This is a genomic window from Gordonia sp. ABSL11-1 (assembly GCF_030315685.1).
GTDB lineage: Bacteria > Actinomycetota > Actinomycetes > Mycobacteriales > Mycobacteriaceae > Gordonia.
In genome coordinates, this window is sequence record NZ_JASXSI010000028.1 from 1 (window position 1) to 24,416 (window position 24,416).

Sequence of the window (24,416 nt, forward strand, 5' to 3'; positions counted from 1 at the left end):
GGCCCGGCCTGCACCGTTGTTGGCGACCGACGGGGCCGGCAGTGCCGACTCACCGCTACGCCAGGTCTGCAGCGACTCACCGTCGATGCCGGTGGCGTTCTTGAAGCCATTGGGCAGCGGAGCCGCGCCCGCACCACCGGCGGTCATCGTGGCCAGGCCGACAACCGCGACCGCGGCGACGGCGCCCGCGCCGACGACACGACGCAGACCACGTTTGCTGAACTTGTTCATTCGCTCCCTCTCACAGGACTCGGTGTCATCGTGCGCAGTGCGCGCCACGGCGACGGTCGTGCAACAGAGGAATCCAGCACCCATCGCGTATGGCGGCAGCGGAGACCGGCGCCTACTTCACTCCGATCAGCTTCGCGCAGCGCTCCGTACACTACAGTGCGGTCAGCGGAGCCCGGCAATTGGGACCTGGCCGAGCGGAATGGGTTGCTTTGGCACGGTATTCGCGATAAAGGTCTGTGGAGAACCAAGGCCGACCGGACGTCGACCGCACTCCGTCACACGCCGAGCGCTGCTCGCGACGTTTGCGCCGACCGTGCCCAGATTCTCGCCGAGCGTTCCCAGATTCGCCGTCGACTCGACGCGCCGACGATCAGCCCGCGTCGACGATGAGCGACCAGAGCCCGTCAGCGCCGGCGTCTCCAGCCGCCTCGGTGACCACGCGCTCCCAGTCGTGCACCGACCCGAACTCCGACCGCCACGCAAGGGCGGGCAGGGTGAACTCGTGCAGTCGATGCTCTCGGGTCGTGCCGATCGCGCCATGAACCTGATGGGCATTGCGTACGATGACTGATGTGGCGCGACCTGTGCATGAGCGAGCCACCGCCACAAGGAATTCCAGCGTCGAGTCGGCCCAGTCGCGGTGGACGGCGGCGGCGAGCGCGCCCTCCGTCGCGGCCTGCGCGAGCGACGTCTCCGCCGCGATGTCGGCGATCATCGACGTCACCGTCTGGAAGCGGACTAGTGGTCGGCCGAACTGTTCACGCTGACGGGCGTGGGTGACGGTCAGATCGAGTATCCGCTCGAGCGCCCCGCAGATCTGCGCCGATCTCGCCAGCGCACCGCGCAGTCGGAACCGTCGGATCGTGGCCGCGTCCACCTCGACACCGGTCAGGTCGTCGAGCCGTGCGCCGACGATGTCCCGGGGCTCGCCGGCCAGGTTCACACCCCGGTCGACCGTTAGGTCATCGGTGTCGACGTCGGCGACCATCCATGCGTCTCCCGACGGCCAGCCGACGACGACACGCTCTGCGCTCGAGGCCCATCCGACATCTCGGGCCGTTCCCGAGGTGTCGAGGACGCACGCCGATCGGCGTGTGTCGTCGACGGGAAGGCCGGCGTGGGTCAGCAGCCATCCGGCGAGCAGATCGTGCTCGACGACGGGCGTCGGGACGGCGTGATGCGCTGCTGCGCGAAGCAATTCGGCGGCGGCGAACCAGTCGGCACCGCTGCCGCCGGAGCTCTCGCTCCCGGTCAGCCTGGCCAGTCCGAGCTCGCGGAGTTGCGCCCACAGCTCGAGATCTGCTGTGGTGTCGGTGTTCTCGGAGCGACTCTCGGACATGCGTGCCCGATGCGACGAGAACACCGCCGACAACATGTCGACGAGCCCGCGATCGATGTGGTTGCCGCTCATCAGCGCACCCCCAATCCGCGGGCGATGACGCCGCGCAACACCTCGTTGGTGCCGCCGCGCAAGGTGAATCCCGGCCGCTGCACGACGGCTGCCTCGACGAGTCGGCGGTGCTCGGCGAGTGCCGGATCGGCGTCGTCGGTCAAGGTGTCGGAGAAGTCGGCGATGTCGCCCTCGCTCGTGGTGCCGAGCACCTTGACGACGGCTGCCGCGGTGTCCGCGGGTTCGCGTCGGGCGAGAGCGCCCGCGACGGCCGTGGACATCTGGTGCAGACCTGCGAGGCGTGCGACGTGCCGACCCAGATCGGGGTGGCGGGGGAGCGCGCCGGCCTGCATCTGTTCGGCGGTCTCCGCGAGCAACGGGAAGGTCGACAGGAAGCGTTCGGGGCCACTGCGTTCGAACGCGAGCTCGGAGGTGACCTGTGTCCATCCCTCGCCGATGGACCCGAAGACGCGCGCGTCAGGGACGAACACCTGGTCGAGGATCACCTCGTTGAAATGGTGGCGGCCGTCCATCGAACGGATCGGGCGGATGTCGACACCGTTGGTCCCGAGGTCCACGATGAACTGGCTCAACCCGCGATGGCGATGTGCGGGATCGAGTGGCTCGGACCGGGTCAGGCAGATGAACGCCTCGGCACGGTGCGCGCCGGAGGTCCACACCTTCGTGCCGGTGATCGACCAACCACCTTCGACCCGCGTCGCGCGGGTGTGGACACTGGCGAGGTCCGAGCCGGAGTCGGGTTCGCTCATCCCGATCGCGAAGAAGCAGGTGCCCGCCGCGATCCGCGGAAGATACTCGCGCTTCTGTTCGTCGGTGCCGTACTTGAGGAGCGACGGAACGATCTGGCGATCGGCGATCCAGTGCGCCGCGACCGGCGCGCCGGCGGCCAGCAGCTCCTCGGTGACGACGAACCGTTCGAGCGGACTCCTGCCGTGCCCGCCGTAGTCGAGCGGAACGGTCATGCCCAGCCACCCCTGCTCGGCCAGGGCGCGCGTGAACTCCTCGTCCCAGCCGGTCAGCCAGCTGTCGACCTCGCGGCGGATCCGACCCGACGCGCGATGCTCGTCGATGAAGGCACGGACCTCCAGGCGCAGGGTGTGGTACTGAGCGGGGTCGTCGACGATCGGCGGTACCAGGCGGAGGTCGGGCATGACCTGCACGATAACCCGCGGTGCTGCTGCGGGATCGGCGAACTCCGGACACGTAGGGGAGATCCGGTGATCATGGAGTCACCGAGGTCGGTACGGAAACCGACGGGGACCGGAGACGAGGAAAGGTGGGCGATGAACGGGCGGACGATCGCGACAACCGCGCTGGGACAGTTCAAGAAGGCCCGCGTGGCGTATCTGCGACTGCGTGGCCGGACTCTCGATGACGTGGCCGAGCAGCGCGTCGTCAGCGGCACATCCTGGGACGAGTTCTGCGACACGCTCAAATCGGCGGGCGCTGCCATCGTGTTCCCCGGGACCCCGACCGATCCGCTCACCCAGGCGGAGGGATACCGGTATCTGAGCCGACTCACCCGCGCGGGACTCGAGGCGTTCGTGGAGTACGCCGATCCACACGCGCCGGTGTTACGGCGCATGATCCACGAGACCGCCAAGATGGGGTCCGACAACCCCGACAACCACTACCTGAACGCGTCGATCGACGGGACACTCGATTATCGGATCATCGGCACCCGCGGCACCGTCGACTACCTGGGATTTGGGACGCAGGAGGGCAATTACGGTGAGGGCGGCCAGATGCCGACGACGGGGTATGTCGAGGCCGCCGACCTCGACATCGGGCCCGACGGTCGTTTCGAGCTCATCCTGAGTGCCGCCGAGCACGAGGGCAACTGGCTGCCGATGACCCCCGACACCGGGTTGCTGATCGTTCGTCAGACGTTCGCGGATCGGGAAACCGAGGTGCCTGCCGATCTGCGTATCGAGTTGCTGGAGGCGGCGCCGGGAGCGGGGCAAGCGGGCCGGGTGGCTCCGGCGCCGGGAGCGCAGCGAGTGACTCCCGCTCCGCTGACGCCGGCGCAACTCGACGCTGGGCTCGCCAAGGCGGGTCTTCTGGTGGCGGGCGCCTCCATGCTGTTCGCGAAGTGGGCTCGGGACTTCCAGAAGCACACCAACGAGTTGCCGATGTTCGATCCGGAGCGGTCGACGAAGGCGGGCGGAGACCCGAACATCATCTATTACCATAGCTATTGGCGACTCGGTCCGGAGGAGGCGCTGGTCATCGAGAGCGAGATCCCGGAGTGCGACGCCTGGAACTTCCAGCTCGACAATCACTGGCTCGAGTCCTTGGACTACCGCCACCACCGGATACATGTCAACAAGCACACCGCGAGCTACCGCCCCGACGGGAGTGTGCGGATCGTCGTCGCCCACCGGGATCCGGGTCTGCCCAACTGGATCGACACCGCTGGTCATGACTGCGGCGCGATGAGCTTCCGCTGGATCCGGGCCGCCACCCATCCCCAGCCGCGGACCCGAGTCGTGTCCACTGCCGAACTGGCACGGATGGATTGATGATGACCGACACGTTCACCCCGTTCCGGCGCCGCCCGATTCGCGTGATCAACCGGGTCGGCGAGGAGCTCCGAGCGCGTGGCGTGTCGGTGGTGGACCTCTCGGCGGACACTCTTCGTCGACGGGCCGAGAAGGCGACCGGGCTGGCATGGATCGCCGATCCGCAGGCCGACGAGGCGCTGGACGTGTTGTGCACCTCGATCGTCGAGGAGGCCGATCTGAGCCTGTTGGGGTCGTTCATCATCCGGGCCCGGATGCACGGGATCCTGTGTACCCGACTGCGGGTGGCCGAACTCATCCGGGCTGATCCGGAGATCACGAGTATGCCGATCGGGCCGCCGATCGTGATCGCGGGTCTGCAGCGCAGCGGGACCACCATGCTGCATCGCCTGATCGCGGCCGACCCGGAGGTGCGCGCCGTCGGGTCGTGGGAGGTCATACATCTGCTGCCCCGCAAGCACGAGAAGCCGGGTAGGCCGACGATCCGTGTCGCACAGACGACGATGGCCGAACTCGCGTTGCGCTATCTGAATCCGCGGTTCTTCGCGATTCACGCGGTGGAGGCCGACGGTCCCGAAGAAGACGTTCTGCTGCAGGAGTATTCGCTGTTGTCGCAGGTGCCCGAGGCCATGCTGAACGTGCCGTCGTACTCGACCTGGCTCCGACGACAGGACATGCGCAGGTCCTACGAGTATCTCAAGACGCTGCTGCAGATCCTCCATGCGCAGAATCCCCGCCCACGCTGGGTACTGAAGACTCCCGCGCATCTGGAGAATCTGTCCGCGCTGCTCGACGTCTTTCCCGACGCCCTGATCGTGCAGACCCACCGCGACCCCGTCCGCACCACGGCGTCGTTCTCGAGCATGCTGGCCCATGGGCATTCGATGTTCAGTGATCGTGTCGACGCCGAGTCGGTCGCGCGGCACTGGCTCGGACTCAACGGCGCCATGGTCGACCGCGCACTCGACGTGCGGGCGCAGCGCCCCGACGTCTTCGTCGACGTGCGCTATCCGGACCTCGTCGACGATCCACTCGCTGAGGTCGAGAGAATCTACACGGCAGCAGGTTTCGTTCTCACCGACGAGGTGCGTGCACGTATGGACGAGCATCGCGCCGGTCACGCTCAGTACGCGCACGGCGTCCACACCTACGATCTCGAGGATTTCGGCCTGACCGCCGATGAGGTCCGCACGGTCTACTCGCGCTACCGGGCCGCGTTCGACCTGTGAGCGTCGCACGCCACGGACGAAATACGCCCTACGCCGTGATCGTCGACGGCCATGTGGTGCCCGTCAGCTCCTCGGCCCTCGCCCACAGCGCGGCCGCGGCGTCGAAATCACATGCCGCCGTGGACCGGCCGAACAGGACGGGCTGCCCACGCAGAGCCCAGACGCCGTCGACGCCGACATAACTCCCGGGCGCGATCGGATGCGTCAGACAGTACAGCGTGGTCTGCGCGCCGGCGTCGACGTCGTTCGCCAGCCGGGAGGCCGCACTCTGGACGATCTTGTGGGCGATCCTCAGGTGGGGCTTGTTGGAGATGTTCGACGCCACCCAGCCCGGTGTCGTCAGCATCGCGCTCACCGGCGACCTGGCGGCACGCAATCTCCGGTCCAGTTCCAGACCCCACAGCATCACAGCGAGTTTCGAGCGCGCGTAGGCACGCGGTGGTGTCCAGCGCGTGCGGGACAGATCGAGATCGTCGGGCTCGATCTGCTTGGCGCCGCGGTGGGCGTCGGAGGCCACCGACACGATCTGACGCTCGATCCGCGGCAACAGCAGATTGGTCAACGCGAACGGACCGAGGAAGTTCGTGCCGATACCCATCTCGAAGCCGTCGGCCGTCCGACGACGTTGATGGGGAAACACCCCCGCGTTGTTGATGAGGTGATCGATGGGCCCCTCGAGTGCGTCGGCGAATGCACGCACCGACGACAGGTCGGCCAGATCGAGATGCGCCACCTCACAGTCCCCGCCGAACTCGCGGGCCCGTCGAGCGCCCAGTTCGATGTCGCGCACGGCCAGCACCACCCGCACGCCGGCTTGCGCCAGGGCGCGGGCGGTGGCCATGCCGAGTCCGTTGGTGGCGCCGGTGACGACGACCCGTTGTCCGGACAGGGTGCGCAGTGTCTCGTCCATGACCCCCGAGGGTAGGCAGCCGGGAACGATGATTGTCCCCGGTGAGACGAATTGCTAAATTGGTCTCATGACGGCGACGACGGATTCCTCAACGGTTCTGCCCCGACGGCATCGGTCCGCCGACGCCCGGGGCCGTCAGATGGGCCGTCTGCTCCGTCTGTACTGGCATCTGCGCGAGCCGTCGGACGCCGAACTCTCCGCGCTGGGAGAGCGGTTGATGAAGCGGGACGAAACGGCTGCGGCGCTGGTGCGGGCGATGCGTCTGCCCAAGGACGATCCCGAACGCGTCAGCATGGGCCGCTTCCACCACGCGCTCGAAGCGGGCGTGTCCGAGGACGATCCGCGCGCGCTGCGCGACTTCTTCGCCCAGGTGGAGGCCACCCCGTCGTGGGTCGACCGGGACCTCTGCGAGCGCGGCGCCACGGTCTTCCGCCGCTTCGGTCAGAACGCCGACGATGTGCTGCTCCAACTCTCCCTGATCGGCGGCTATCGGTTCGGCGGACCGGTCGACCTCCTCGCGGAGACCGGCGGGCTGTCGGGCTCCACCACCAAACGGCGTCTCGGTGAGACACAGACCTGGGCCATCGCTGTCGGTCGAGAGGGTGGGATGGATCGGCACGGGGAGGGCTGGAAGCTCACCGTGCACGTCCGACTGATGCACGCGCTCGTCAATGCGTCGTTCGAGCGCAACGGCCGATGGGACAGCGCGGAGTGGGGGCTACCGATCAACCAGAGTGACCTCGCGTCGACGCTGAACCTCTTCAGCGGCGCCCTGATGATGGGAGTGCGGGCGCTCGGCGTGCCGATCAGTCGCGACGAGTCCCGGGCCATGATGCACCTGTGGAAGTACGTCGGATGGCTGATCGGGGTCGATGATGACTGGCTCTTCGACGACGAACGCGACCAACACCAGTTGAGCTACGCGATCCTGCTGTCGCAGGCCGACGTCTCGGTTGCCGGACCCCAACTCGCCAATGCCCTCGTGGATGTCCAGCGAGACCTGCACTACCGGCACCTTCCCGCCGTGTCGGCCCGCTACACCCGCGAACGTCTCCTCAGCATGCTGGAGGGATTCCTGGGTGCCCGCGGCATGCGTGATCTCGAACTGCCGCATCGACTTCCATGGGCGTTCGGGACGGCGTGGGTGCGCAATACGATCAGTTATCGACTCATCGGGCGAACGCCGGTCGGCGGCCAGTACCTGGAGTGGCGCGGCCGGCGGGCACGAGACCGCGCCCGGTACCGGCACTTCGGGGACGCCGGGGCCGAGATCGGTGCGCTGCCCACCGAATAGGTGTGGTGCGGCGCGATACCAGAACGCGGGGGCAACCACATGGGGAGCTGACATCCACACAGGTGATTCCCCGTGTGGATGGGCAGCTCCCCATGTGAATGCGGGATGGTCGTGCGGCCTCAGCGATCTGCCGTGCGGTACTTGTCGACGTAGGCACGCATCGTCTCGAGCTGATAGCGCGACACCTCGGCGGCGTTCTCGTTCTCCGCGAACACCGACGACACCATCACCGTGTCCTCGCGATCGTAGAATCCGAGTCGTCCGAGTCCGCCGAAGAACTCGTCCCAGTCGACGTCGCCGTCACCGATCTTGAGGTGCTGATGGACGCGAACCGCATTGCCGGGCGGGTTCGTGATGTAGCGCAGGCCGTGCGAGCGATGATGATCCATCGAGTCCGCGACGTGCACCAGGCGCAGACGGTCACCGGCCGCGGCCATGATCTCGGCCATGTTGCCACCCATGTGGAAGCTGTGGCATGCGACGTAGACCATGCCGATGTTCGGGGAGTTCACACCACGGATGATGCGGATGGCCTCGAGGCCGTCCTCCACGAAATCGTCTGGGTGCGGATCGATCCGGACGTCGATGCCCTCGCGCTCGATGATCGGCACGAGTTCCTCCATCGACCGGAAGAATGCCCGCTCCGATTCCTCGGCACGCTCGGGACGACCGGAGAACTCGGTGTTGATGACGTTCACACCGAGATCGACGGTGATCTCGATGACGCGTTTCCAGTTGCGGACCGCGGCCTCGCGCGCATCCTCGTCCGGTCCCGACCACCGCAGCACCGGAAGAACAGACGCGATCTGCACCCCGGCATCGGAGCAGGCCCTCCGGAACTTCGCGACCAGATCGTCATCTGCGCGAGGGTGATTGAAGAACGGGATGAAGTCACGATGCGGCGTCAGCTGGAGGTACTCGTAGCCCAGGTCGGCGACGAGGGCCGGGAACTCGAGCAGCTCGTGGCTGTGATGGAACGGGGTCGGGTCGAGCGCGATCTTCATCAGCGGGTTCCCTTCTCCGCGTAGTCGGCGATGGCGTCGATGTTGCTCTTGTCGATGAACGCCGGACCGGTCAGCGTGGGTAGACCACCACCGATCACATTGCGGTTGTTGAGATACAGCCAGAGCGAGTCGATGGCGAGATAGCCCTGCAGGAACGGCTGCTGGTCCACCGCCCACTGCACCGAACCGTCCTTGATCGCGGTGACGAGCGCCGCGTTCGTGTCGAAGGTGGCGATCTTGGCGTCACTGCCCGCGTTGTCGGCGGACTTGACGGCGGTCAGCGCGATCGGCGCACCGAGGGTGATGATGTGATCGACGCTCGGATCCTCCTGTAACTTGGCCGCGATGGTCGACTGCACGCTCGGCATGTCGGTGCCGTTGACGTTGAGCGTCTCGACGACCCCGCCCCCGGACATCCCGGCCTTGACACCGGCACAACGGGATTCGAGTGCGACGTTGCCCTGATCCTGGATCACGCAGACGACCTTCTTGGCACCCTCCTGCTTGAGTCGCTGGCCGGCCGCTTCGCCGGAGACCTGCTCGTCCTGTCCGAAGAAGGACTTGGCGCCCATCGCCTTCCACGCGTCGATACCGGCGTTGAACGCGACGACGGGAAGCCCGGCGTCGGTCGCCTTCGTGACGTTCGGGGCGAGAGCCTCCGGCTTGGCCAGGGTGACCGCCATGGCATCGACGTCACTGTCCAGCGCGTTCTGCACGAGGTTGGCCTGGTTGGGCGCCTCGAGTTCCGACGAGTACTTGAGATCGATGTTGTCCTTTGCCGCGGCGGTCTCCGCACCCTTGCGGATCAGATCCCAGAACGTGTCTCCGGGCGGACCGTGGGTGATCATCGCGACGGTGAACCGCGGGGTGTCGGCGGTCCCGGCGTTCATGCCGCCACCGCTCGAGTCGGGCTTGCCGCCCGTGCTCGAGCAGGCGGTCATCAGGGCCAGGATCGCGGCCGCGGTACCGGTGATGCGCACCAGTCGTCCTCGGCCAGAACCTGTCTGCCGGGTGCGGGTGTTCGTCATCGTTGACTCTTCTCGTGACGTCCGGCGTCAGCGCACCGGTGCGGAATTGGCAGATGTCAGACTCTCGGCGGCGACCCGCAGCCCGTCGAGTGCGTCGAACTCGACGTCTTCGTGTTCGATGTTGACCCACATCTCGGGGTCGACCTTCTCCAAGGCCTGCAGGAAACGGGTCCAGAAGTCGACGTCGTGACCGCGGCCGACGGCGACGAAGTCCCACGCGGAGTCCTCGGGCCACTTGTTGACCACGTGCTTGCCACCGAGCCCGGTCGGGTTCTGCGATGCCGGGATACGGGTGAACCGCTCATCGAGGACCCCGTAGATCTCACAATTCTTGTTGATACGGGTGTCCTTGGCAGCGGCATGAAACACCAACGGACCCAACCACTCGATCGCCGCGACCGGGTCAATGCCCTGCCAGAACAGGTGCGACGGATCCATCTCGGCACCGACGTTGGTGGCGCCGGCCTTGTCGACGAGGCGCTTGAGCGTCGGCGGGTTGAACACCAGATTCTGCGGATGCATCTCGATGGCCACCTTCACCCCGTGCTCACGGGCCAGCGCATCGATCTCGGTCCAGAACGGCACCGCCACCTCATCCCACTGGTAATCCAACGAGTCCAGATAGCCCGAATCCCAGGTGTTCACATGCCAGGCCGGCCATTGCCCACCCGGATGCGCATGCGGCAACCCCGACATGGTCACCACCCGATCCACCCCGAGCAACCCGGCCACGCGGATCGCCTTGCGCAGATCCTCGGCATCCTCCGGACCGACCTCGGGATCCGGATGCAGCGGATTGCCGTTGCAGTTCAAACCCGCGATCGAGACACCGGTGCCGTCGAAGGTGGCCAGATACTCCTGCGGGGTCACCGCCCCCGACAACAGATCGTCGACCGGCAGATGCGGAGTCGGCAGGAACCCACCGGCATTGATCTCCGCACCCGTCAATCCCAGTGATCCGATGATCTCCAGAGCCTCACGCAACGGCTTGTCGTGCAGGATGGCGGTGTACACACCGAGCTTCATGATTCGTTGACCTTTCGAAAGTTGTGGAACGGTTGTGGTTCTCAGATGACCTTGACGGTGGAACCGCCACCGAGGGCCGATTCGGTGATGGCGGCGACGGTGCGCATGCTGTGCACACCGGTGGCGAAGTCGGGCACGGGCGCAAGCCCGCCGTCGATCCCGGTCACCTGGTCGAGGAACGCCCGGGCCTGATAGGCGAAGAACTCGGCCTTGCCGTGGCCGACGCCGCCTGCGTCCATGGGGAGACCGCCACGGATGTAGGGATGGTCGGGACCGATGATCACGCGACGTGGGCCCGCGAGCTCAGGGCGATCGCCGACCACGGAGATCTCGTATTCGCTGGCGCGAAAGAGCTGCCACGACGCCGATCCCCGCGAGCCGAAGAGCTCGAAGCCGAGTCCGTCCGGAAGCGCGTGCGCGACGCGTGAGGCGGAGAAGGTACCGATGGCCCCGTTGGCGAAGGTGGCGGTGAAGGTGGCGACGTCTTCGTTCTCCACCGGTGCCATCTCTCCGGTCACCTCGGCCTTGGTGTGGCCGTAGGTGGTACCCACCGGGACCGGACGCTCGGTGATGAGGGTGTGGAACGTGGCCCCGCTGACCTCGGTGATCGGACCGCACACGAACTCGGACAGATCGATCAGGTGGCTGCCGACGTCGGCAAGAGCGCCGGTTCCCGGTCCGCCGCGGTAGCGCCAGGTGATCGGTGACGACGGGTCGAGACCGTAGTCGCACCAGTAGTGGCCGTTGAAATGCACCAGGTCGCCGACGGTGCCGGCGGCCAGCTCGCGCCGGATCTGCTCGACGGCGGGCGAGCGCCGGTAGGTGTAGCCGACGCCCGCCACGCCCTCGGAGCGTTCCGCGGCGACGAGCATCGCCTCGGCATCGTCGGCCGAGCCCGCGAGGGGCTTCTCGCAGAGGACGTGTTTTCCGGCGGCCAGCAGACCCTCGACCATCTCGCGATGCAGGTGATTGGCGACGACGACGCTGACCACGTCGATGTCCGACGCCTCGGCGATCGCCGTCCAGTCGTACTCGGCGCGCTCGTATCCGTAGCGCTTGGCGGTGTCGTCGGCGACGGCCCGGTTCGCGTCGGCGATCGCGACGAGTCGGACCCCGGGGCGATCGGTTCCGAACAGGGTGCTCGCCATCCGGTAGCCCGCGGCGTGTGCGCGGCCTGCCATTCCGCCGCCGATGACGGCGACTCCGATGGTTTTCTCGGTCACTGGGCCAGCTCCTTCGTGCTGATGTCCGGTCTGGTTCCGGCGTGGTGGGCGTCTCAACTTGTCCGGTCTACTAAACCGGTCTAGTTCCGGTACTATGAACCCGGTCACACGGGTCTGTCAAGCCCCACGGGTGACGGCCGTCGTGCGAGAAAGGGATCGGAGTTGATGAACGGGTCGAGTCGTCCGACGATGCAGGACGTCGCGGAGCGGGTGGGGGTGTCGAAGGCGACGGTCTCGTTGGTCTTCCGCAAGGCGCCCGGAGTGGGGGACAAGACCCGCGAGGAGGTGCTGAAGGCGGCCGAGGAACTCGGCTACCGGATGAACCGCGCCGCCGCGCTGATGACGGCGCGTCGATCACATCTCATCGGCGTGGTCGCGCAGATCAGCAACAGCTTTCACGCCGAGATCGTCGAGAGTATCGTCGCCGCAGCCGATGTGGCTGGTTACGAGGTGGTCCTCGGCGCCGTCACGCCCACTCACGACGAGACGCGGGTCATCGAGACCCTGATCGATTTCCGTTGCGAGGGAATGCTGCTCGTCGGTCCGGAGCTGGATTCCGGGGTGATCTCCCGGCTCGGTGACCGGCTGCCGACCGTCGTCATCGGGCGTCGTGTCGGCGCGGCGTCGGTCGATGTGATCCGTACCGACGACGGCAAGGGGATCGCGGGGGTCGTCGACCATCTGTTCGGCCTCGGCCATCGACGGATCGTGCACGTCGCGGCCGGGCCGGGCGTGATCGCCAAGGACCGTCGCGCAGGGTTCGTGGCCGCCATGCGACGACACGACCTGCCGACTGAGCCCGCCGTCGTCGACGCCGGCGATTTCACCGAGGAAGCGGGCATGGCGGCTGCCCGCCGAATACTGCGAGGTGATTCGCCGACCGCGGTGGTGTGCGCGAACGATCGCCTCGCCGTCGGCGTGCTCGACGTGCTGCGCCGCGCCGGCGTCGACGTGCCGGGCGACGTGTCGATCACCGGTTACGACGACAGTGTCCTGGCGCGCCTGTCGAACGTGGATCTCACCACGGTCAGTCAGCAACCCAAGGCGCAGGCCGAGCAGGCGATCGAGGCGGTCGTCGGGCGGCTCGACGGTCAACGGACCGTCCGCGTCTCCTCCACCCTGATCCCCGACCTGGTGGTGCGGGCGACGACCGCCCCCGCGCGCTGACCCTCGACTCCTCCCTCTGCCCCTCTGCGGGCAGGGGCAGGCAGGGGCAGGCAGGGGCGGGGCGGAACCGGAGCGGGGTTGCGTGCGTCGAAGGAGGGTGAACATCTCTCCACAGCTCCGACGGTTCGCCCTGGATCGGGACGGTGTGCTCACGTCGCCGGATGCCTCAGCACACGGTCTGGACAACTCCGCGGTCCGACGACTCGTGAGCTCGGGCGTCTGGGTGCGGGAGGCGCATGGGATCTATCGCCTCGCCGATCATCCGCTCTCCGACTGCGCCCGTATTCGGATAGCGGTTCTGCGGGTGGGTGACACCGCCATCCTGAGCGCGCTTGCTGCGGCGTACTGGCACGGAATAGTCGACACACCGCCGCCGGTCATCGCTGTCACGGCGACACCGGGCGGTCATGTGAAGCGGGTGCCGGGTGTCCGTGTCGTACGCCGCTCGCTCGACGCCGCCGACGTCGTCGACCGCTCTCACCTCCGTGTGACGGCTCTGCCGCTGTCGGTTCTCGAGGGCGCCGTCGAGCGTGACGTGGCCGTGCTCGACCGTGCGCTGCTGCTGCGTCGGGTGTCGGAGAAGCAGCTGCACGCTGCGTACCGAAGGCGACGGGGAACGATCGGCGCGACCGCGATGGGGAAGCTGCTCGACGGCATCGGATCCGGTGCGCGGTCGGCTGCGGAGAGGCTGACGGTCCGGCTGTTCCATGACGCCGGGATCACATGTTGGGTCGCCGGTCATCCCTGCGGGAGATACGCCATTGACTTCGCATTCGTCCGAGAGCGCGTGGCCGTGGAGATTGACGGCATGACCTATCACCGTGGGGCCCAAGAGTTCCAGCACGACCGAACTCGCCGCAATGACCTGATCGCGGCCGGGTGGACCGTGGGTCAGGGTGAGCAGGACGGATCGGCCGACGACGGGCGTAGGTGGGTGTGGGCGAGTGGATCGTGGTGGGCGTCGACGACCAGATTCCGCATCACCCGCGCGGTGAACGCGGACGGCGCGAGGTACCGACCGCCTGCACACGCCGTCGGTGACGGATTCGTCTGCACGACAGGCATGATGTCGGCCGAACGCTCACCGTCGTCGACACCCGTGATGATCCACGGGGAGCAGCCGACGACGGCCACCGCGATCACTCCGACCAGCACCACCGGACCCGACCGGACCCGGTGCGCGGGCGTTCGCGCGGGTAGGAGCGGGGCGTCGACGGTCATGTCCGAACGCTGGGCCGACGACGTGCCGCGGCCACGCGTAGCAGGCACCCGAGTCCGGGGAACTCGGGCACTCGCCGGTCGGTGTGCGCTACTCGACGGCGGAGAGATCACGCACGGCCACGCCGCGTGCTCCCGCTGCCTGATGCCGAGCCGTCCCGTCGCCGACGATGCTGTCGCCGACGATCTCCTCGACGAGGTCGGTGGATACCTGCTCCTGTGCACGGCGCTGCTCCTCGCCGCTGAGCGTGTTCAATGCGATCTCCTTGATGAACAGGATGGCGACCAGGCTCAGCGCGGCCATCACACCGGCGACCAGGAAGATCCGGGCGGTGCCGTCTCCGTAGGCGCCACGGACGATGTCGGCGATCGGGCCGGGCAACTCGTTCAGGTTCGCCAGCCCAGCACTCGATCCGCCGGTCTGGGCGGCCCCGATCCCCATCGCGGACAAGCCCTTCGCGATCAGGTCGGTGACGTGATTGCTGAGAACCGCGCCGAGCACGGAGACGCCGGCGGCACCACCGAGCGACCGGAAGAACGCGACCGTCGACGTCGCGGCCCCGAGGTCGTCGGGGCCCACGTTGTTCTGCACCGCGAGGACGAGGTTCTGCATGGTCATACCCATGCCGACGCCGAGGATGAACAGGAATCCGCCGAGCAGCACCATGTCGGTGTGCGCGTCGATCGTCGAGAGCAGTCCGAAACCGAGCGTCATCATCGCCGCACCGACGACGAGGTAGATCTTCCACCGGCCGAACCGCGTGATGAGCGCTCCCGACACCCCGGCCGACAACATCGAACCGATCACCATCGGCAGCGTCAGGAGGCCGGCTGCGGTCGGTGAGTACCCTCGTGCGATCTGGAAGTACTGACCGAGGAACACGGCACCGCCGAACAGCGCGACGCCGACGGCGATGCTCGCGAGGGTGGCCAGCGTGGTCGTGCGGTCGCGGAACAGGTACAGCGGGATGATCGGATCCTTGACCTTGGTCTCGGCGAACACGGCGGCGGCCAGCAGCACCACACCCAGCGCGACCAGACCGAAGGACATCCCGGACACCCACTCGAAACTCTTGCCTGCCAAGGTGACCCAGATCAGCAGGGTGCTGACACCGCCGGCGATGAGCAGCGCACCGACGTAGTCGATGCTGACGTTCTTCCGGATCACCGGCAGGTTCAGCGTGCGCTGGATGACCAGCAGGGCGATGACGGCGAGCGGCACGCAGACGTAGAAGGTCCAGCGCCAGCCGAGCCAGCTGGTGTCGACGATGACGCCGCCGATCAGCGGGCCGGCGACGGTGGCGATCGACATCACCGCAGCGATCGGGCCCTGATAGCGGCCGCGTTCGCGCGGGCTGAACATCGACGCGATGACGATGACGACGAGAGCCTGCAATCCGCCGAGCCCGAGTCCCTGGATCGCGCGGAACCCGATCAGCATGCCGACCGATTGGGACAACCCGGCCAGGATCGATCCCAGTGTGAACAGGGTCAGCGACATCTGGACCAGCAGCTTCTTGCTCATCAGATCTGACAATTTGCCCCAGATGGGGGTGGTCGCCGTCGAGGCGAGCAGGGTCGCGGTGACCACCCAGGTGTACTGATCCTGGGTGCCGTGCAGATCGGTGATGATCACCGGCAGCGCATTGGACACGATCGTCGACGACAGGAACGCGACGAACATCCCGAGCAGCAACCCGACGAGCGCTTCCAGGCGTTGACGGTGCGTCATCGGTGAGTCCGGGGCCGGCGCCGAGACGGGCGGGACAGCGGTCGTACTCATGCGGAAACCTCCTCAGGTCATGGCGGGACCCGCGCGGACATCGCCGCGAGGGTGGGTGGGCACGGGTCACAGTGCGTGCCGGATGTCGTACAGCGCCGTAGGCGGGCACGAACCTAATAGTTGATGTGTGCAACCATACGGTCAGATAGGTGCAACTCGCAACTATCTCGGAGTATTCCCCCGCGGCAAACCGATCTGATCAGCGGGTGCTCTCGGAGAGGCGTCGCAGCAACTGGGCGAGTTGGCGCACGTCGGCCGGGTCCCACCGTGACAACCGCTCGCGCCACTCGCTCAGTGCGGTCGCGTTGACCTCTTCGAGTCGCCGCCGGCCGCTGTCGGTGAGTGCGACGAGCCGTGCGCGGGCGTCGTCGGGATCCGGATGCCGCTCGACGAGTTCGAGGCGTACGACGGAGTCGATCTGCCGGGTCAGCGTCGACTTCTCCAGCCCCAATTCGGTCAGGAGGTCGGACATGGGCATCGCATCACGACGGGCGAGCAGTACGAGCAGGGGATAACAGGTGGGATCGAGTCGGGGGTCGATGATGCGGACGCGGTCTCGGATCTGGATGCGGCCGCGGCGCCAGATGTCGACGAGTTCGGTCTCCAGATCGGTGATCGGATCCGAGCCCATCGTCGTAGCCTCCCTTCGCATCAACACCCGCCGCCTCGACACCCGCCGCCTCGACACCCCGTGCCGGGCCCGCGGTTCCCGAGCTGTCGGCGTCCTCGACCCGTCGGCCGATCAGTCCGGGGACAGCGTACCGAGGTGTGTGCCCGACGGCCGCGTGCTCTCCTCGAGGTGTCCGGCGAGGCGGCGTCGCCGGGCCGCGGAACAGCGGCGGAGCGTCGCGCGTTGCACCTGCCGTGTTGTCGGCGGGCCGTCCGTCGGCGAGGGGACTGCCGGTACGGCCGGCGGGAAGGACTGCCCGCGATGAGTGTCACGGTCGACATCTGGACCGACATCAACTGCCCGTTCTGCTATCTGGGCAAGCGACGTTTCGAGGCGGCTCTCGATGAGTTCCCGCAGCGCGACGACGTGCGCGTGGTGCACCGGTCCTTCGAGCTCGACCCGACCCTGTCGCACGACGCGAGCGGCCCGGTGGCCGAACACATCGCGCAGAAGTACGGGATCTCCGTCGATCAGGCCCGTGCCAGCGAGCAGGGCATCGCCGCCCAGGCGGCCGAGGTCGGTCTGCCGTACCGGACCGAGGGCCGCGACTTCGGCAGCAGCTTCGACATGCACCGCCTGCTTCACCACGCACTCGCCGTGGGCAGCCAGGACGCACTGCTCGACGCCCTTTACGCCGCGAACTTCGCCGACGACTCCGCATTGTTCGGCGACACCGATCGCCTCGTCGAGGTCGCCGTCGGTGCGGGTCTCGACGAGTCCGAGGTGCGGCGAGTGCTCGACGACCCGGACGCATATGCCGATGCGGTACGTCGCGACGAACAGCAGGCCGCCGCGATGGGCGCCAATGGTGTGCCCTTCTTCGTCTTCGCCGGGAAGTACGCGGTGTCCGGGGCGCAGCCGACCGAGACCTTCGCCCGGGCATTGCAACTTGCCTGGGGTGAGCAGATCGTGCCGATCGGGACCGAATCCGCCGGCGCGTGCGGCCCCGACGGTTGCGCTGTACCAGCGGCATCCGACGACTGACATGGCCGCGTGACCGCAGCGTAGAACGGACATTTCGCCCCCTGGCGACGGTGACGCGGCCGATGCCTGGAGGAATCCCTGCGGATCCCCCACCCCGCTCCTACAGTTGGGAGAGTTCACAACGCCGTACCAGTCGGGTAAGGGGTCGTAGTCATGTCCACACCAGGGTCGATCATGAAGGGTTCCAGTTCCGCAGGGCTGCGCGAACTCACCATCCGCGGAATCGTCCTCGGCGGTCTGATCACCTTGGTGTTCACCGCTGCCAACGTCTATCTCGGACTCAAGGTCGGGCTGACGTTCGCGACCGCGATCCCGGCCGCGGTCATCTCGATGAGTCTGTTGCGCTACTTCGCCGATCACTCGGTGGTGGAGAACAACATCGTGCAGACGATCGCCTCGGCCGCGGGGACATTGTCGGCGATCATCTTCGTGTTACCCGGTCTGATCATGATCGGCTGGTGGACGGGCTTTCCCTACTGGACGACGGTGGCCGTCTGCATGATCGGCGGGATCCTCGGTGTCATGTACTCGATCCCGTTGCGGCGGGCGTTGGTGACGGGATCCGATCTGCCCTACCCCGAGGGTGCGGCGGCGGCCGAGGTCCTCAAGGTCGGTGACACCGCCGAGGGTGCGGAGGAAAATCAGCGCGGGCTGCGCGTCATCGTGGTGGGCAGTGTCGTGTCCGCGATCTTCTCGATCCTGACGCAGACCAAGCTCATCGCCGGGACGATCTCCGGTTTCGTCCGGATCGGTCAGGGCGGCACCATGTTCGGCGCCGGCCTGCTGTTCTCGCTGATCGGCGTGGGTCACCTGGTCGGTATCACCGTCGGAATCTCGATGCTGATCGGACTGTTCATCTCCTACGGCGTCCTGCTGCCGATCCGCACGTGGAACGACCTGCCCGCCAGCGGATCCATCGACGACATCGTCAGTGACACCTTCACCAACGACGTCCGGTTCATCGGCGCCGGTGCCATCGCGATCGCCGCGGTCTGGACCCTGATCAAGATCATCGGCCCGATCGTCCGTGGCATCAAGGACGCCATCGTCTCCACCCGCGCACGCCGGGCGGGCACCACGGTCGACCTGACCGAGCAGGACCTGCCCGTGACCATCGTCTCCGGGGTCATCCTCGCTTCGCTGATCCCCATCGGATTCATGTTGTGGGACTTCGCGAGTGGGACCGTGCTGCACGGCAGTGCGGCGGGGATCATCACCGTGAGCATCGTCTTCGTGTTCGTGATCGGACTCATCGTCGCGTCCGTGTGCGGGTACATGGCCGGTCTGATCGGATCGTCGAACAGTCCGATCTCCGGCGTCGGGATCGTGGTCGTCCTCATCGCGGCGGTCCTCATCAAGATCACCTTCGGGTCGGCCGACGACTCGCAGTCGACGGCCCTCGTCGCCTACACACTGTTCACCGCCGCGATCGTGTTCGGCGTCGCAACGATCTCGAACGACAATCTGCAGGACCTCAAGACCGGCCAACTGGTCGGCGCGACACCGTGGAAACAGCAGGTGGCCTTGGTGATCGGCGTCGTCTTCGGATCGGCCGTCATTCCGCCGGTCCTCCAGCTGATGCAGACCGCATTCGGATTCGTCGGCGCTCCGGGTGCCGGGGAGGACGCGCTGCCCGCCCCGCAGGCCGGGCTGATCTCATCGCTGGCCGAGGGAGTCTTCGGTGGCGACCTGGATTGGGCCCTCATCGGGGTCGGTGTCCTCATCGGCGCTGCGGTCATCCTCGTCGACGAGGTGCTCGGCCGCACGACCGGCAAGCTGCGTGTCCCCCCGCTCGCCGTCGGTATGGGTATGTATCTGCCGATGTCGATCACCCTGATCATTCCGATCGGCGCCTTCATCGGTCTCTGGTACAACAAGTGGGCCGAGCGTTCGGGCCGAAATGTGGGGCGCAAGAAGCGAATGGGCGTTCTCCTGGCCACCGGACTCATCGTCGGAGAGAGCCTGTGGAACGTGGTCTTCGCCGCCATCGTGGCCGCAAGCGGCAACGACGCCGTGCTGAACCTGCCGTTCATCGGGGACGGTTGGGAGGCCGGGTCGGAGATCCTCGGCGTCGTCCTGTTCGTCGCGGTGCTCGCCTGGCTGTACAAATGGACGCAGAACTGGGCGTCGAGGGAGACGGTCCGCAAGGACGCGGATCCCACCGCGCAGGCCTAGTGTCAGCGGGGTGCGCCGGTCACACACTCCCCGATGGCCTGATCGAGCATCTCGAGACCGGACCGGATCTCGTCGTCGGTGGCGGTCAACGGCGGCGCGATGCGGAAGATGCCGCCCATCCCCGGCAGCTGGACGACGTTCATGTGCAGGCCGAGATCGTAGCACCGTCGGGTGATCGCAGCGCCGAGTTCATCAGCGCCGAGTTCATCTGCGCCGGTCGTGGTCTCGCGATCCGTGACGAGCTCGATACCCTGCATGAGTCCGCGGCCGCGCACGTCGCCGACGACGTCGTGCCGTGTGGCGATGTCGAGCAATCCCGCGTTCAGGAGGTCGCCCGCCTCCCGTGCTCGCGCGTCGAGTCGGTCGCGGGCGAGGACGTCGAGAACGGTGTTGCCGACGGCGGCGACGAGCGGATCGGAGACATGGGTGGTGAAGAACAGGAATCCGCGTTCGTGCGCCACCCGCTCGATCTCGGTGGTGGTGATGGTGGCGGCGAGTGGCAGACCCGCCCCCAGGGTCTTCGAGACGGTCAGGATGTCCGGCACCACGCCGTCGCGTTCGAAGGCATACCAGGTGCCGGTGCGGCACAGGCCGGTCTGGGCCTCATCGAGGATCAGGAGCATGTCCCGCTCCTCGCACTTGGTCTTCAGCGCGCGGAGGTAGCCGGGCGGTAGATCGATCACACCGCCGGAGGAGAGGATCGGTTCGACGATGCATGCGGCCAGTGCGCCGACGGATTGTGCATCGATCATCTCGAATCCGTAGTCGAGCTGCCGCTGCCAGTCGAACTCGCCGTCGGCGGTCACGAAATCCGGACGGTACGTGTTCGGGGTGGGCAGGGCGAGATTCCCGGCGGCCACGGGGCCGTATCCTTTTCGACCCGAACTGTACGTCGCTGCCGCCGCGGCGTGCGTCATACCGTGCCACGATCGTGCGAACGACACGATCTCGTGCCGCCCGGTGACGAGTTTGGCCATCCGGATGGCCGCCTCGTTCGATTCGGCACCCGTGGTCAGCAGCAGCACCTTGTCCAGCGGCTCGGGCAGGGAGTCGGCGAGTCGGCGCGCGAGGTCGACGACCGGTTCCGACAGCATGCCGCTGAACAGGTGATCGAGCGTCCCGATCTGTCGCCGCACGGTCTCCACGATGTCGGGATGGGAGTGGCCGAGGATCGCCGACATCTGACCCGACGTGAAATCGAGAAGCCGACGGCCCGAGGCGGTGTAGACGTAACTGCCCGACGCACGCGCGATCAGTTCGGGCGAGAAGGTGCCGCCATACCGGATGAGATGGCGAGACAGGTCGTCGGCGACTGGTGTGGTGCGGTGGGCGGCGTCGCGGGTGGTCGTCATGGGTCAACGGTACGACCGGAGGAGGGGCCGGCGCCTGCCGTGTCGCCCATGCGCCGGTTCGATGGTGCGCCGGGGTCGTAGGGTGCAGGGGAGTCCCCTGCATCTCGAGAAAGGCCGGATACGTGAGCGAACCGCTCGACATCATGGTCGCCGACGGAGTGGCCGTCTGGACGCTCGACCTCCCGAAGGTGGGCAACGCCATCACCGGCCATGATGTGATCGCGGCATTCGAGCGGGCCGTCGACGACGCGAACGCGAACGACGAGATCCGTGTCGTCATCCTGACGGGGTCCGGGAGGTTCTTCTCGGCGGGCGGCAACGTCCGGGAGATGGCCGACGAGGAGGGCCTGTTCGGGCTCGATCCCGTCGACCAGCGTCACGGCTATGCCGATGGTATCCAACGGATACCGCGCGCGATGCAGCGTTGCGAGGTGCCGGTCATCGCGGCGGTCAACGGAGCCGCCATCGGTGCCGGCTGCGACCTGGCGATGATGTGCGATCTGCGCATCGCCGCCGAATCCGCCTTCTTCGCAGAGAGTTTCGTTCAGCTGGGGCTGATCCCTGGTGACGGCGGGTCGTGGTTCCTGCAGCGGGCCATCGGGTATGAGCGCGCCGCGGAGATGACATTCACCGGCGATCGGGTCGACGCCGCCACCGCTCTCGAGTGGGGCATGGTGAGTCGGGTGTCGTCGGACGACGCGCTCCTCGACGACGCTCGTGACGTGGCCGCGCGCATCGCGAAGAACCCGCCGCACGCATTGCGTATGGCCAAACGTCTGCTCATCGAATCACGCACCAGCTCACTGGATTCCGTGCTGAATCTCGCGGCCGCCATGCAGCCGCTGGCCCATCAGACCGCCGACCACAAGGAACGGGTCGCACAGTGGAGCAGGCGATGACCCCCGCTCCTCGAGGAGCGAGCCGAGGTCATCCGGTCCTGAGGAGCGAGCGTGCGAGCGTCACGAAGGGCCCTCACCCGCCACGTGGTCGCGCGACAAGGGCTGTCGCCGCAGCAGCGGCCTGTCGCGCGGCCGCGTCCAGATCCGAGCCGTGAGCGAGATGTGCGGCCAGCGTTCCGGCGAAGGCGTCGCCGGCGCCGGTGGTGTCCACCGCCCGAACCTGCTCGACCGCGATCCTCTCGACCGAAGCGTGATCGGCGACGACCACCCCGTCGGCGCCCAGCGTGATCACCGCTGACCGGGCGACCTCGAGCAGCCGACGCGCGACGACATCCGGATCATCGCCCTCGACGCCCGCGTAGAACGCGGCCTCGCCCTCGTTGACCACCAATGGGTCCGCTGCGCCGACGATCGCGTCGTCGAGCGCGTCCACCGGGCTCGGATTGAGCAGCAGTCGTCGCCGGTTCCGAATACACCATCCCGCCACCGCCTCCGTGACCGCCGTCGGCGACTCGAGTTGTGTCAGAACGACCTTCGGATCGAGCGCGTCGAGCGCGTCCTCGACAACGACCGGGGTCAACGCGGCGTTGGCCCCCGAGAGCACGACGATCCGGTTCTCGCCGGCGTCGTCGACCTCGATGATGGCCTGACCGCTGCGCTGTCCGGGTACCTGCACGACATGCGTGACGTCGACGCCTCCGTCGCGCACGGCCGACCGCATCCCGGTGCCCGGTTCGTCGTCGCCGACGGCGCCCACGAGAGCTGTGGTCGCCAGAGCGGCGGCCGCCAACGCCTGATTGAAGCCCTTGCCGCCGAGACGTTCCGACATCGAGTGACCGAGGACGGTCTCGCCCGGTGCCGGCAGACGGTCGACCCGAACGACAACGTCGACATTGAGTGTGCCGACCACGGCGACATCCACGGAGGTGCCCATGAGACGAGTATCCACCGTCGCTCGGTGCTCATGAAGGCATCTGTCGGCGATGCTCCTCAGTGACCGTCCTTCTCGAGGAACCGCGGATGGTCCAGGCGCCAGGTGACCACGGCGATGGCAACAGCGACCGCGGCAAGTGTGAGAAGCGAGTTCCGCTCGTCGAATGCGTTGAAGAGAAGGCCACCGACGCCTGCCCCGAGCAGGAATCCGGCGTACGTGCTGGCGTGGGCGACCCATCCCCAGCGCTTCTTGCCCGCGATGTGCAATCCGACGCCCTGGCCGATCTTGACGAGCGTTCCGGTGACGTACGACAGCGGCATCACGACCTCACCCTTGCGACTGATGGAGGTGTTGAGGGCGCCGAGTCCGAAGGCGAGGCACAGGACCGGGGCGATGCCGAACTCGTCCTTGGGTGAGCTGAAGGCGGCATCCGATGCGGAGGCGGCGACCGTCGACGTGGCGGTGAGGACCGTGGCGCCGTGACGGGCCTTCGTCCAGACGTAGAGCCGGGCGAGTGTCGCCACGATGACGCCGAGGACGAACGTCAGCACAGTCACCAGAGCCGAGATACCCAGGGCATGAGCACCTTTGATGTGTTGGAGGATGATCCGCTCGGTGTTGCCGGTCATGAATGTGACGTACCAGCCCGACGAGTACAGAAGTTCTCTGCTCATCTCGGTGGTGGGTGAGGCGTTGATGGTCGCCACGTGTCGACTCCAGTCGTGATCGATGATCGAACGGCGGTCCTCACCAGCCCACCCGAAGGCCCGGCGGTATGCCACGTGACTCCGGGCACAAGCGCGGCCGGTAGCAACACTGGTCACGTCCACCTGGGGTGAATCATGTTTTACATCGGTAAACGACCGCGTCATCGCCACGTAACACCCGGTGGGTTTCATGAGGACGAACAAAGTCTACTGATGTTAGCCACCGATGTGGTGGGCCGAACAACGATCTGGAGGACGACATGACCGTCGAGAGCACCGATACCGCCACACCGTTCCTGGTGACCGGCGGCGCGTGGGAGAACCTGCCCCGCATGGCCGAGTCAGAGTATCCCGGAACCGAGGGATTCATCGGCGACGTCTACGAGAACCCCCAGGGCAGCGTCATGTGCTCCGGATACTTCGAACTGCGTCACACCGACGCCCCCCTCTACTACGAATACGAGTACGACGAGATGAAGGTCGTTCTCGAGGGCGAGTTCCTCCTGGAGAACAAGGAGACCGGACAGACCCGGATCGCCAAGGCCAAGGACGCGATCTTCTTCCCCAAGGGCTCGAAGATCTACTTCAGTACCCCGAGCTATGCCCTGGCGTTCTACGCCGGGCACCGCGACGCCGACCTCCTCTGAGG

The 24,416-nt window shown here is 66.9% G+C and carries 21 protein-coding genes and 2 pseudogenes; 9 read left to right on the plus strand and 14 right to left on the minus strand.

From position 1 onward, the window contains the following. From QSJ19_RS22945 to QSJ19_RS22955, 3 genes and pseudogenes are all read right to left on the minus strand, one after another. A pseudogene (locus QSJ19_RS22945) lies at positions 1–231 on the minus strand (MspA family porin); the annotation flags it as partial. Positions 232–601: 370 nt separating this feature from the next. Beyond that, complete coding sequence (locus tag QSJ19_RS22950; RefSeq protein ID WP_286323323.1) at positions 602–1,642, minus strand: acyl-CoA dehydrogenase family protein; 1,041 nt, start codon at positions 1,640–1,642, stop codon at positions 602–604. Continuing rightward, the gene (locus QSJ19_RS22955) at positions 1,642–2,793 is read right to left on the minus strand and encodes an acyl-CoA dehydrogenase family protein (RefSeq protein WP_286323324.1); all 1,152 of its coding nucleotides are present in this window, start codon (positions 2,791–2,793) and stop codon (positions 1,642–1,644) included. The genes QSJ19_RS22950 and QSJ19_RS22955 overlap by 1 nt, the downstream gene beginning before the upstream one ends. Before the next feature lie 132 nt (positions 2,794–2,925). Between QSJ19_RS22955 and QSJ19_RS22960 the strand changes: the two genes are divergently transcribed. Both QSJ19_RS22960 and QSJ19_RS22965 read left to right on the plus strand, forming a co-directional pair. Continuing rightward, positions 2,926–4,164, plus strand: a complete 1,239-nt coding sequence (locus tag QSJ19_RS22960; protein ID WP_286323325.1) for a DUF1214 domain-containing protein — start codon at positions 2,926–2,928, stop codon at positions 4,162–4,164. A 2-nt stretch (positions 4,165–4,166) separates the two neighbouring features. Beyond that, entirely contained in the window at positions 4,167–5,393 is a 1,227-nt protein-coding gene (locus QSJ19_RS22965) for a sulfotransferase family protein (RefSeq protein WP_286323326.1), read from the plus strand. A 28-nt stretch (positions 5,394–5,421) separates the two neighbouring features. Here QSJ19_RS22965 and QSJ19_RS22970 read toward each other — a convergent pair whose 3' ends face one another. Then, complete coding sequence (locus QSJ19_RS22970) at positions 5,422–6,303, minus strand: SDR family NAD(P)-dependent oxidoreductase (protein ID WP_286323327.1); 882 nt, start codon at positions 6,301–6,303, stop codon at positions 5,422–5,424. A 67-nt stretch (positions 6,304–6,370) separates the two neighbouring features. On the opposite strand from QSJ19_RS22970, the gene QSJ19_RS22975 reads away from it, so the two are divergent. Next, positions 6,371–7,597, plus strand: a complete 1,227-nt coding sequence (locus tag QSJ19_RS22975; RefSeq protein WP_286323328.1) for an oxygenase MpaB family protein — start codon at positions 6,371–6,373, stop codon at positions 7,595–7,597. A gap of 119 nt (positions 7,598–7,716) precedes the next feature. On the opposite strand, the gene QSJ19_RS22980 is transcribed toward QSJ19_RS22975, so the two are convergent. The 4 genes from QSJ19_RS22980 to QSJ19_RS22995 form a co-directional block, all read right to left on the minus strand. Then, a complete protein-coding gene (locus QSJ19_RS22980) occupies positions 7,717–8,601 on the minus strand; it encodes a sugar phosphate isomerase/epimerase family protein (protein ID WP_286323329.1) in 885 nt (294 codons plus the stop codon). After that, the gene (locus tag QSJ19_RS22985) at positions 8,601–9,542 is read right to left on the minus strand and encodes a substrate-binding domain-containing protein (RefSeq protein WP_286323385.1); all 942 of its coding nucleotides are present in this window, start codon (positions 9,540–9,542) and stop codon (positions 8,601–8,603) included. The genes QSJ19_RS22980 and QSJ19_RS22985 overlap by 1 nt, the downstream gene beginning before the upstream one ends. 114 nt (positions 9,543–9,656) lie before the next feature. Beyond that, positions 9,657–10,655: a sugar phosphate isomerase/epimerase family protein gene (locus QSJ19_RS22990; RefSeq protein WP_286323330.1), complete on the minus strand. Its 999-nt coding sequence runs from the start codon at positions 10,653–10,655 to the stop codon at positions 9,657–9,659. A gap of 41 nt (positions 10,656–10,696) precedes the next feature. Continuing rightward, positions 10,697–11,878, minus strand: a complete 1,182-nt coding sequence (locus QSJ19_RS22995; protein ID WP_286323331.1) for a Gfo/Idh/MocA family protein — start codon at positions 11,876–11,878, stop codon at positions 10,697–10,699. 165 nt (positions 11,879–12,043) lie between these two features. Between QSJ19_RS22995 and QSJ19_RS23000 the strand changes: the two genes are divergently transcribed. After that, positions 12,044–13,045: a LacI family DNA-binding transcriptional regulator gene (locus QSJ19_RS23000; protein WP_286323332.1), complete on the plus strand. Its 1,002-nt coding sequence runs from the start codon at positions 12,044–12,046 to the stop codon at positions 13,043–13,045. Between the two features lie 97 nt (positions 13,046–13,142). Next, positions 13,143–13,922: pseudogene (locus QSJ19_RS26875) on the plus strand (type IV toxin-antitoxin system AbiEi family antitoxin domain-containing protein); the annotation flags it as partial. Between the two features lie 14 nt (positions 13,923–13,936). On the opposite strand, the gene QSJ19_RS23005 reads toward QSJ19_RS26875, so the two are convergent. The 3 genes from QSJ19_RS23005 to QSJ19_RS23015 all read right to left on the minus strand — a co-directional run bounded on the left by QSJ19_RS23005 (position 13,937) and on the right by QSJ19_RS23015 (position 16,677). Beyond that, positions 13,937–14,266: a hypothetical protein gene (locus QSJ19_RS23005; RefSeq protein ID WP_286323333.1), complete on the minus strand. Its 330-nt coding sequence runs from the start codon at positions 14,264–14,266 to the stop codon at positions 13,937–13,939. An 88-nt stretch (positions 14,267–14,354) separates the two neighbouring features. After that, positions 14,355–15,995: an MFS transporter gene (locus tag QSJ19_RS23010; RefSeq protein WP_286323386.1), complete on the minus strand. Its 1,641-nt coding sequence runs from the start codon at positions 15,993–15,995 to the stop codon at positions 14,355–14,357. Between the two features lie 250 nt (positions 15,996–16,245). Then, positions 16,246–16,677, minus strand: a complete 432-nt coding sequence (locus tag QSJ19_RS23015) for a MarR family winged helix-turn-helix transcriptional regulator (RefSeq protein WP_286323334.1) — start codon at positions 16,675–16,677, stop codon at positions 16,246–16,248. A gap of 300 nt (positions 16,678–16,977) precedes the next feature. Here QSJ19_RS23015 and QSJ19_RS23020 point away from each other — a divergent pair, with 300 nt between their 5' ends. Together QSJ19_RS23020 and QSJ19_RS23025 are read left to right on the plus strand one after the other, a co-directional pair. Then, positions 16,978–17,700: a DsbA family oxidoreductase gene (locus tag QSJ19_RS23020; protein ID WP_286323336.1), complete on the plus strand. Its 723-nt coding sequence runs from the start codon at positions 16,978–16,980 to the stop codon at positions 17,698–17,700. A gap of 153 nt (positions 17,701–17,853) precedes the next feature. Continuing rightward, a complete protein-coding gene (locus QSJ19_RS23025) occupies positions 17,854–19,875 on the plus strand; it encodes an OPT family oligopeptide transporter (RefSeq protein WP_286323337.1) in 2,022 nt (673 codons plus the stop codon). A 2-nt stretch (positions 19,876–19,877) separates the two neighbouring features. Here the strand turns inward: QSJ19_RS23025 and QSJ19_RS23030 are convergent, their stop codons facing one another. Further along, the gene (locus QSJ19_RS23030; RefSeq protein ID WP_286323338.1) at positions 19,878–21,227 is read right to left on the minus strand and encodes an aspartate aminotransferase family protein; all 1,350 of its coding nucleotides are present in this window, start codon (positions 21,225–21,227) and stop codon (positions 19,878–19,880) included. A gap of 122 nt (positions 21,228–21,349) precedes the next feature. Here QSJ19_RS23030 and QSJ19_RS23035 point away from each other — a divergent pair, with 122 nt between their 5' ends. After that, positions 21,350–22,126: a crotonase/enoyl-CoA hydratase family protein gene (locus QSJ19_RS23035; protein WP_502876328.1), complete on the plus strand. Its 777-nt coding sequence runs from the start codon at positions 21,350–21,352 to the stop codon at positions 22,124–22,126. A gap of 73 nt (positions 22,127–22,199) precedes the next feature. Here QSJ19_RS23035 and QSJ19_RS23040 read toward each other — a convergent pair whose 3' ends face one another. Then, positions 22,200–23,060 (minus strand): ribokinase, encoded by an 861-nt coding sequence (locus QSJ19_RS23040; protein ID WP_286323339.1) that lies wholly within the window; start codon positions 23,058–23,060, stop codon positions 22,200–22,202. A 56-nt stretch (positions 23,061–23,116) separates the two neighbouring features. Further along, complete coding sequence (locus QSJ19_RS23045) at positions 23,117–23,842, minus strand: DUF1275 family protein (protein ID WP_286323340.1); 726 nt, start codon at positions 23,840–23,842, stop codon at positions 23,117–23,119. A 185-nt stretch (positions 23,843–24,027) separates the two neighbouring features. Between QSJ19_RS23045 and QSJ19_RS23050 the strand changes: the two genes are divergently transcribed. Then, a complete protein-coding gene (locus QSJ19_RS23050; protein ID WP_286323341.1) occupies positions 24,028–24,414 on the plus strand; it encodes a cupin domain-containing protein in 387 nt (128 codons plus the stop codon). Positions 24,415–24,416: the final 2 nt, after the last annotated feature.

Excerpts from the sequence above, each read along its gene's own strand:
- QSJ19_RS23030 (WP_286323338.1), bottom strand. The coding sequence starts at position 21,227 with ATGACGACCACCCGCGACGCCGCCCACCGCACCACACCAGTCGCCGAC.
- QSJ19_RS23010 (WP_286323386.1), bottom strand. The coding sequence starts at position 15,995 with ATGACGCACCGTCAACGCCTGGAAGCGCTCGTCGGGTTGCTGCTCGGG.
- QSJ19_RS23050 (WP_286323341.1), top strand. The coding sequence starts at position 24,028 with ATGACCGTCGAGAGCACCGATACCGCCACACCGTTCCTGGTGACCGGC.
- QSJ19_RS23020 (WP_286323336.1), top strand. The coding sequence starts at position 16,978 with ATGAGTGTCACGGTCGACATCTGGACCGACATCAACTGCCCGTTCTGC.
- QSJ19_RS22965 (WP_286323326.1), top strand. The coding sequence starts at position 4,167 with ATGACCGACACGTTCACCCCGTTCCGGCGCCGCCCGATTCGCGTGATC.
- QSJ19_RS22970 (WP_286323327.1), bottom strand. The coding sequence starts at position 6,303 with ATGGACGAGACACTGCGCACCCTGTCCGGACAACGGGTCGTCGTCACC.
- QSJ19_RS23040 (WP_286323339.1), bottom strand. The coding sequence starts at position 23,060 with ATGGGCACCTCCGTGGATGTCGCCGTGGTCGGCACACTCAATGTCGAC.
- QSJ19_RS22985 (WP_286323385.1), bottom strand. The coding sequence starts at position 9,542 with ATGACCGCCTGCTCGAGCACGGGCGGCAAGCCCGACTCGAGCGGTGGC.
- QSJ19_RS23000 (WP_286323332.1), top strand. The coding sequence starts at position 12,044 with ATGAACGGGTCGAGTCGTCCGACGATGCAGGACGTCGCGGAGCGGGTG.
- QSJ19_RS23025 (WP_286323337.1), top strand. The coding sequence starts at position 17,854 with ATGTCCACACCAGGGTCGATCATGAAGGGTTCCAGTTCCGCAGGGCTG.
- QSJ19_RS22990 (WP_286323330.1), bottom strand. The coding sequence starts at position 10,655 with ATGAAGCTCGGTGTGTACACCGCCATCCTGCACGACAAGCCGTTGCGT.
- QSJ19_RS22950 (WP_286323323.1), bottom strand. The coding sequence starts at position 1,642 with ATGAGCGGCAACCACATCGATCGCGGGCTCGTCGACATGTTGTCGGCG.
- QSJ19_RS22975 (WP_286323328.1), top strand. The coding sequence starts at position 6,371 with ATGACGGCGACGACGGATTCCTCAACGGTTCTGCCCCGACGGCATCGG.
- QSJ19_RS22955 (WP_286323324.1), bottom strand. The coding sequence starts at position 2,793 with ATGCCCGACCTCCGCCTGGTACCGCCGATCGTCGACGACCCCGCTCAG.
- QSJ19_RS23015 (WP_286323334.1), bottom strand. The coding sequence starts at position 16,677 with ATGGGCTCGGATCCGATCACCGATCTGGAGACCGAACTCGTCGACATC.
- QSJ19_RS23005 (WP_286323333.1), bottom strand. The coding sequence starts at position 14,266 with ATGACCGTCGACGCCCCGCTCCTACCCGCGCGAACGCCCGCGCACCGG.
- QSJ19_RS22960 (WP_286323325.1), top strand. The coding sequence starts at position 2,926 with ATGAACGGGCGGACGATCGCGACAACCGCGCTGGGACAGTTCAAGAAG.
- QSJ19_RS22980 (WP_286323329.1), bottom strand. The coding sequence starts at position 8,601 with ATGAAGATCGCGCTCGACCCGACCCCGTTCCATCACAGCCACGAGCTG.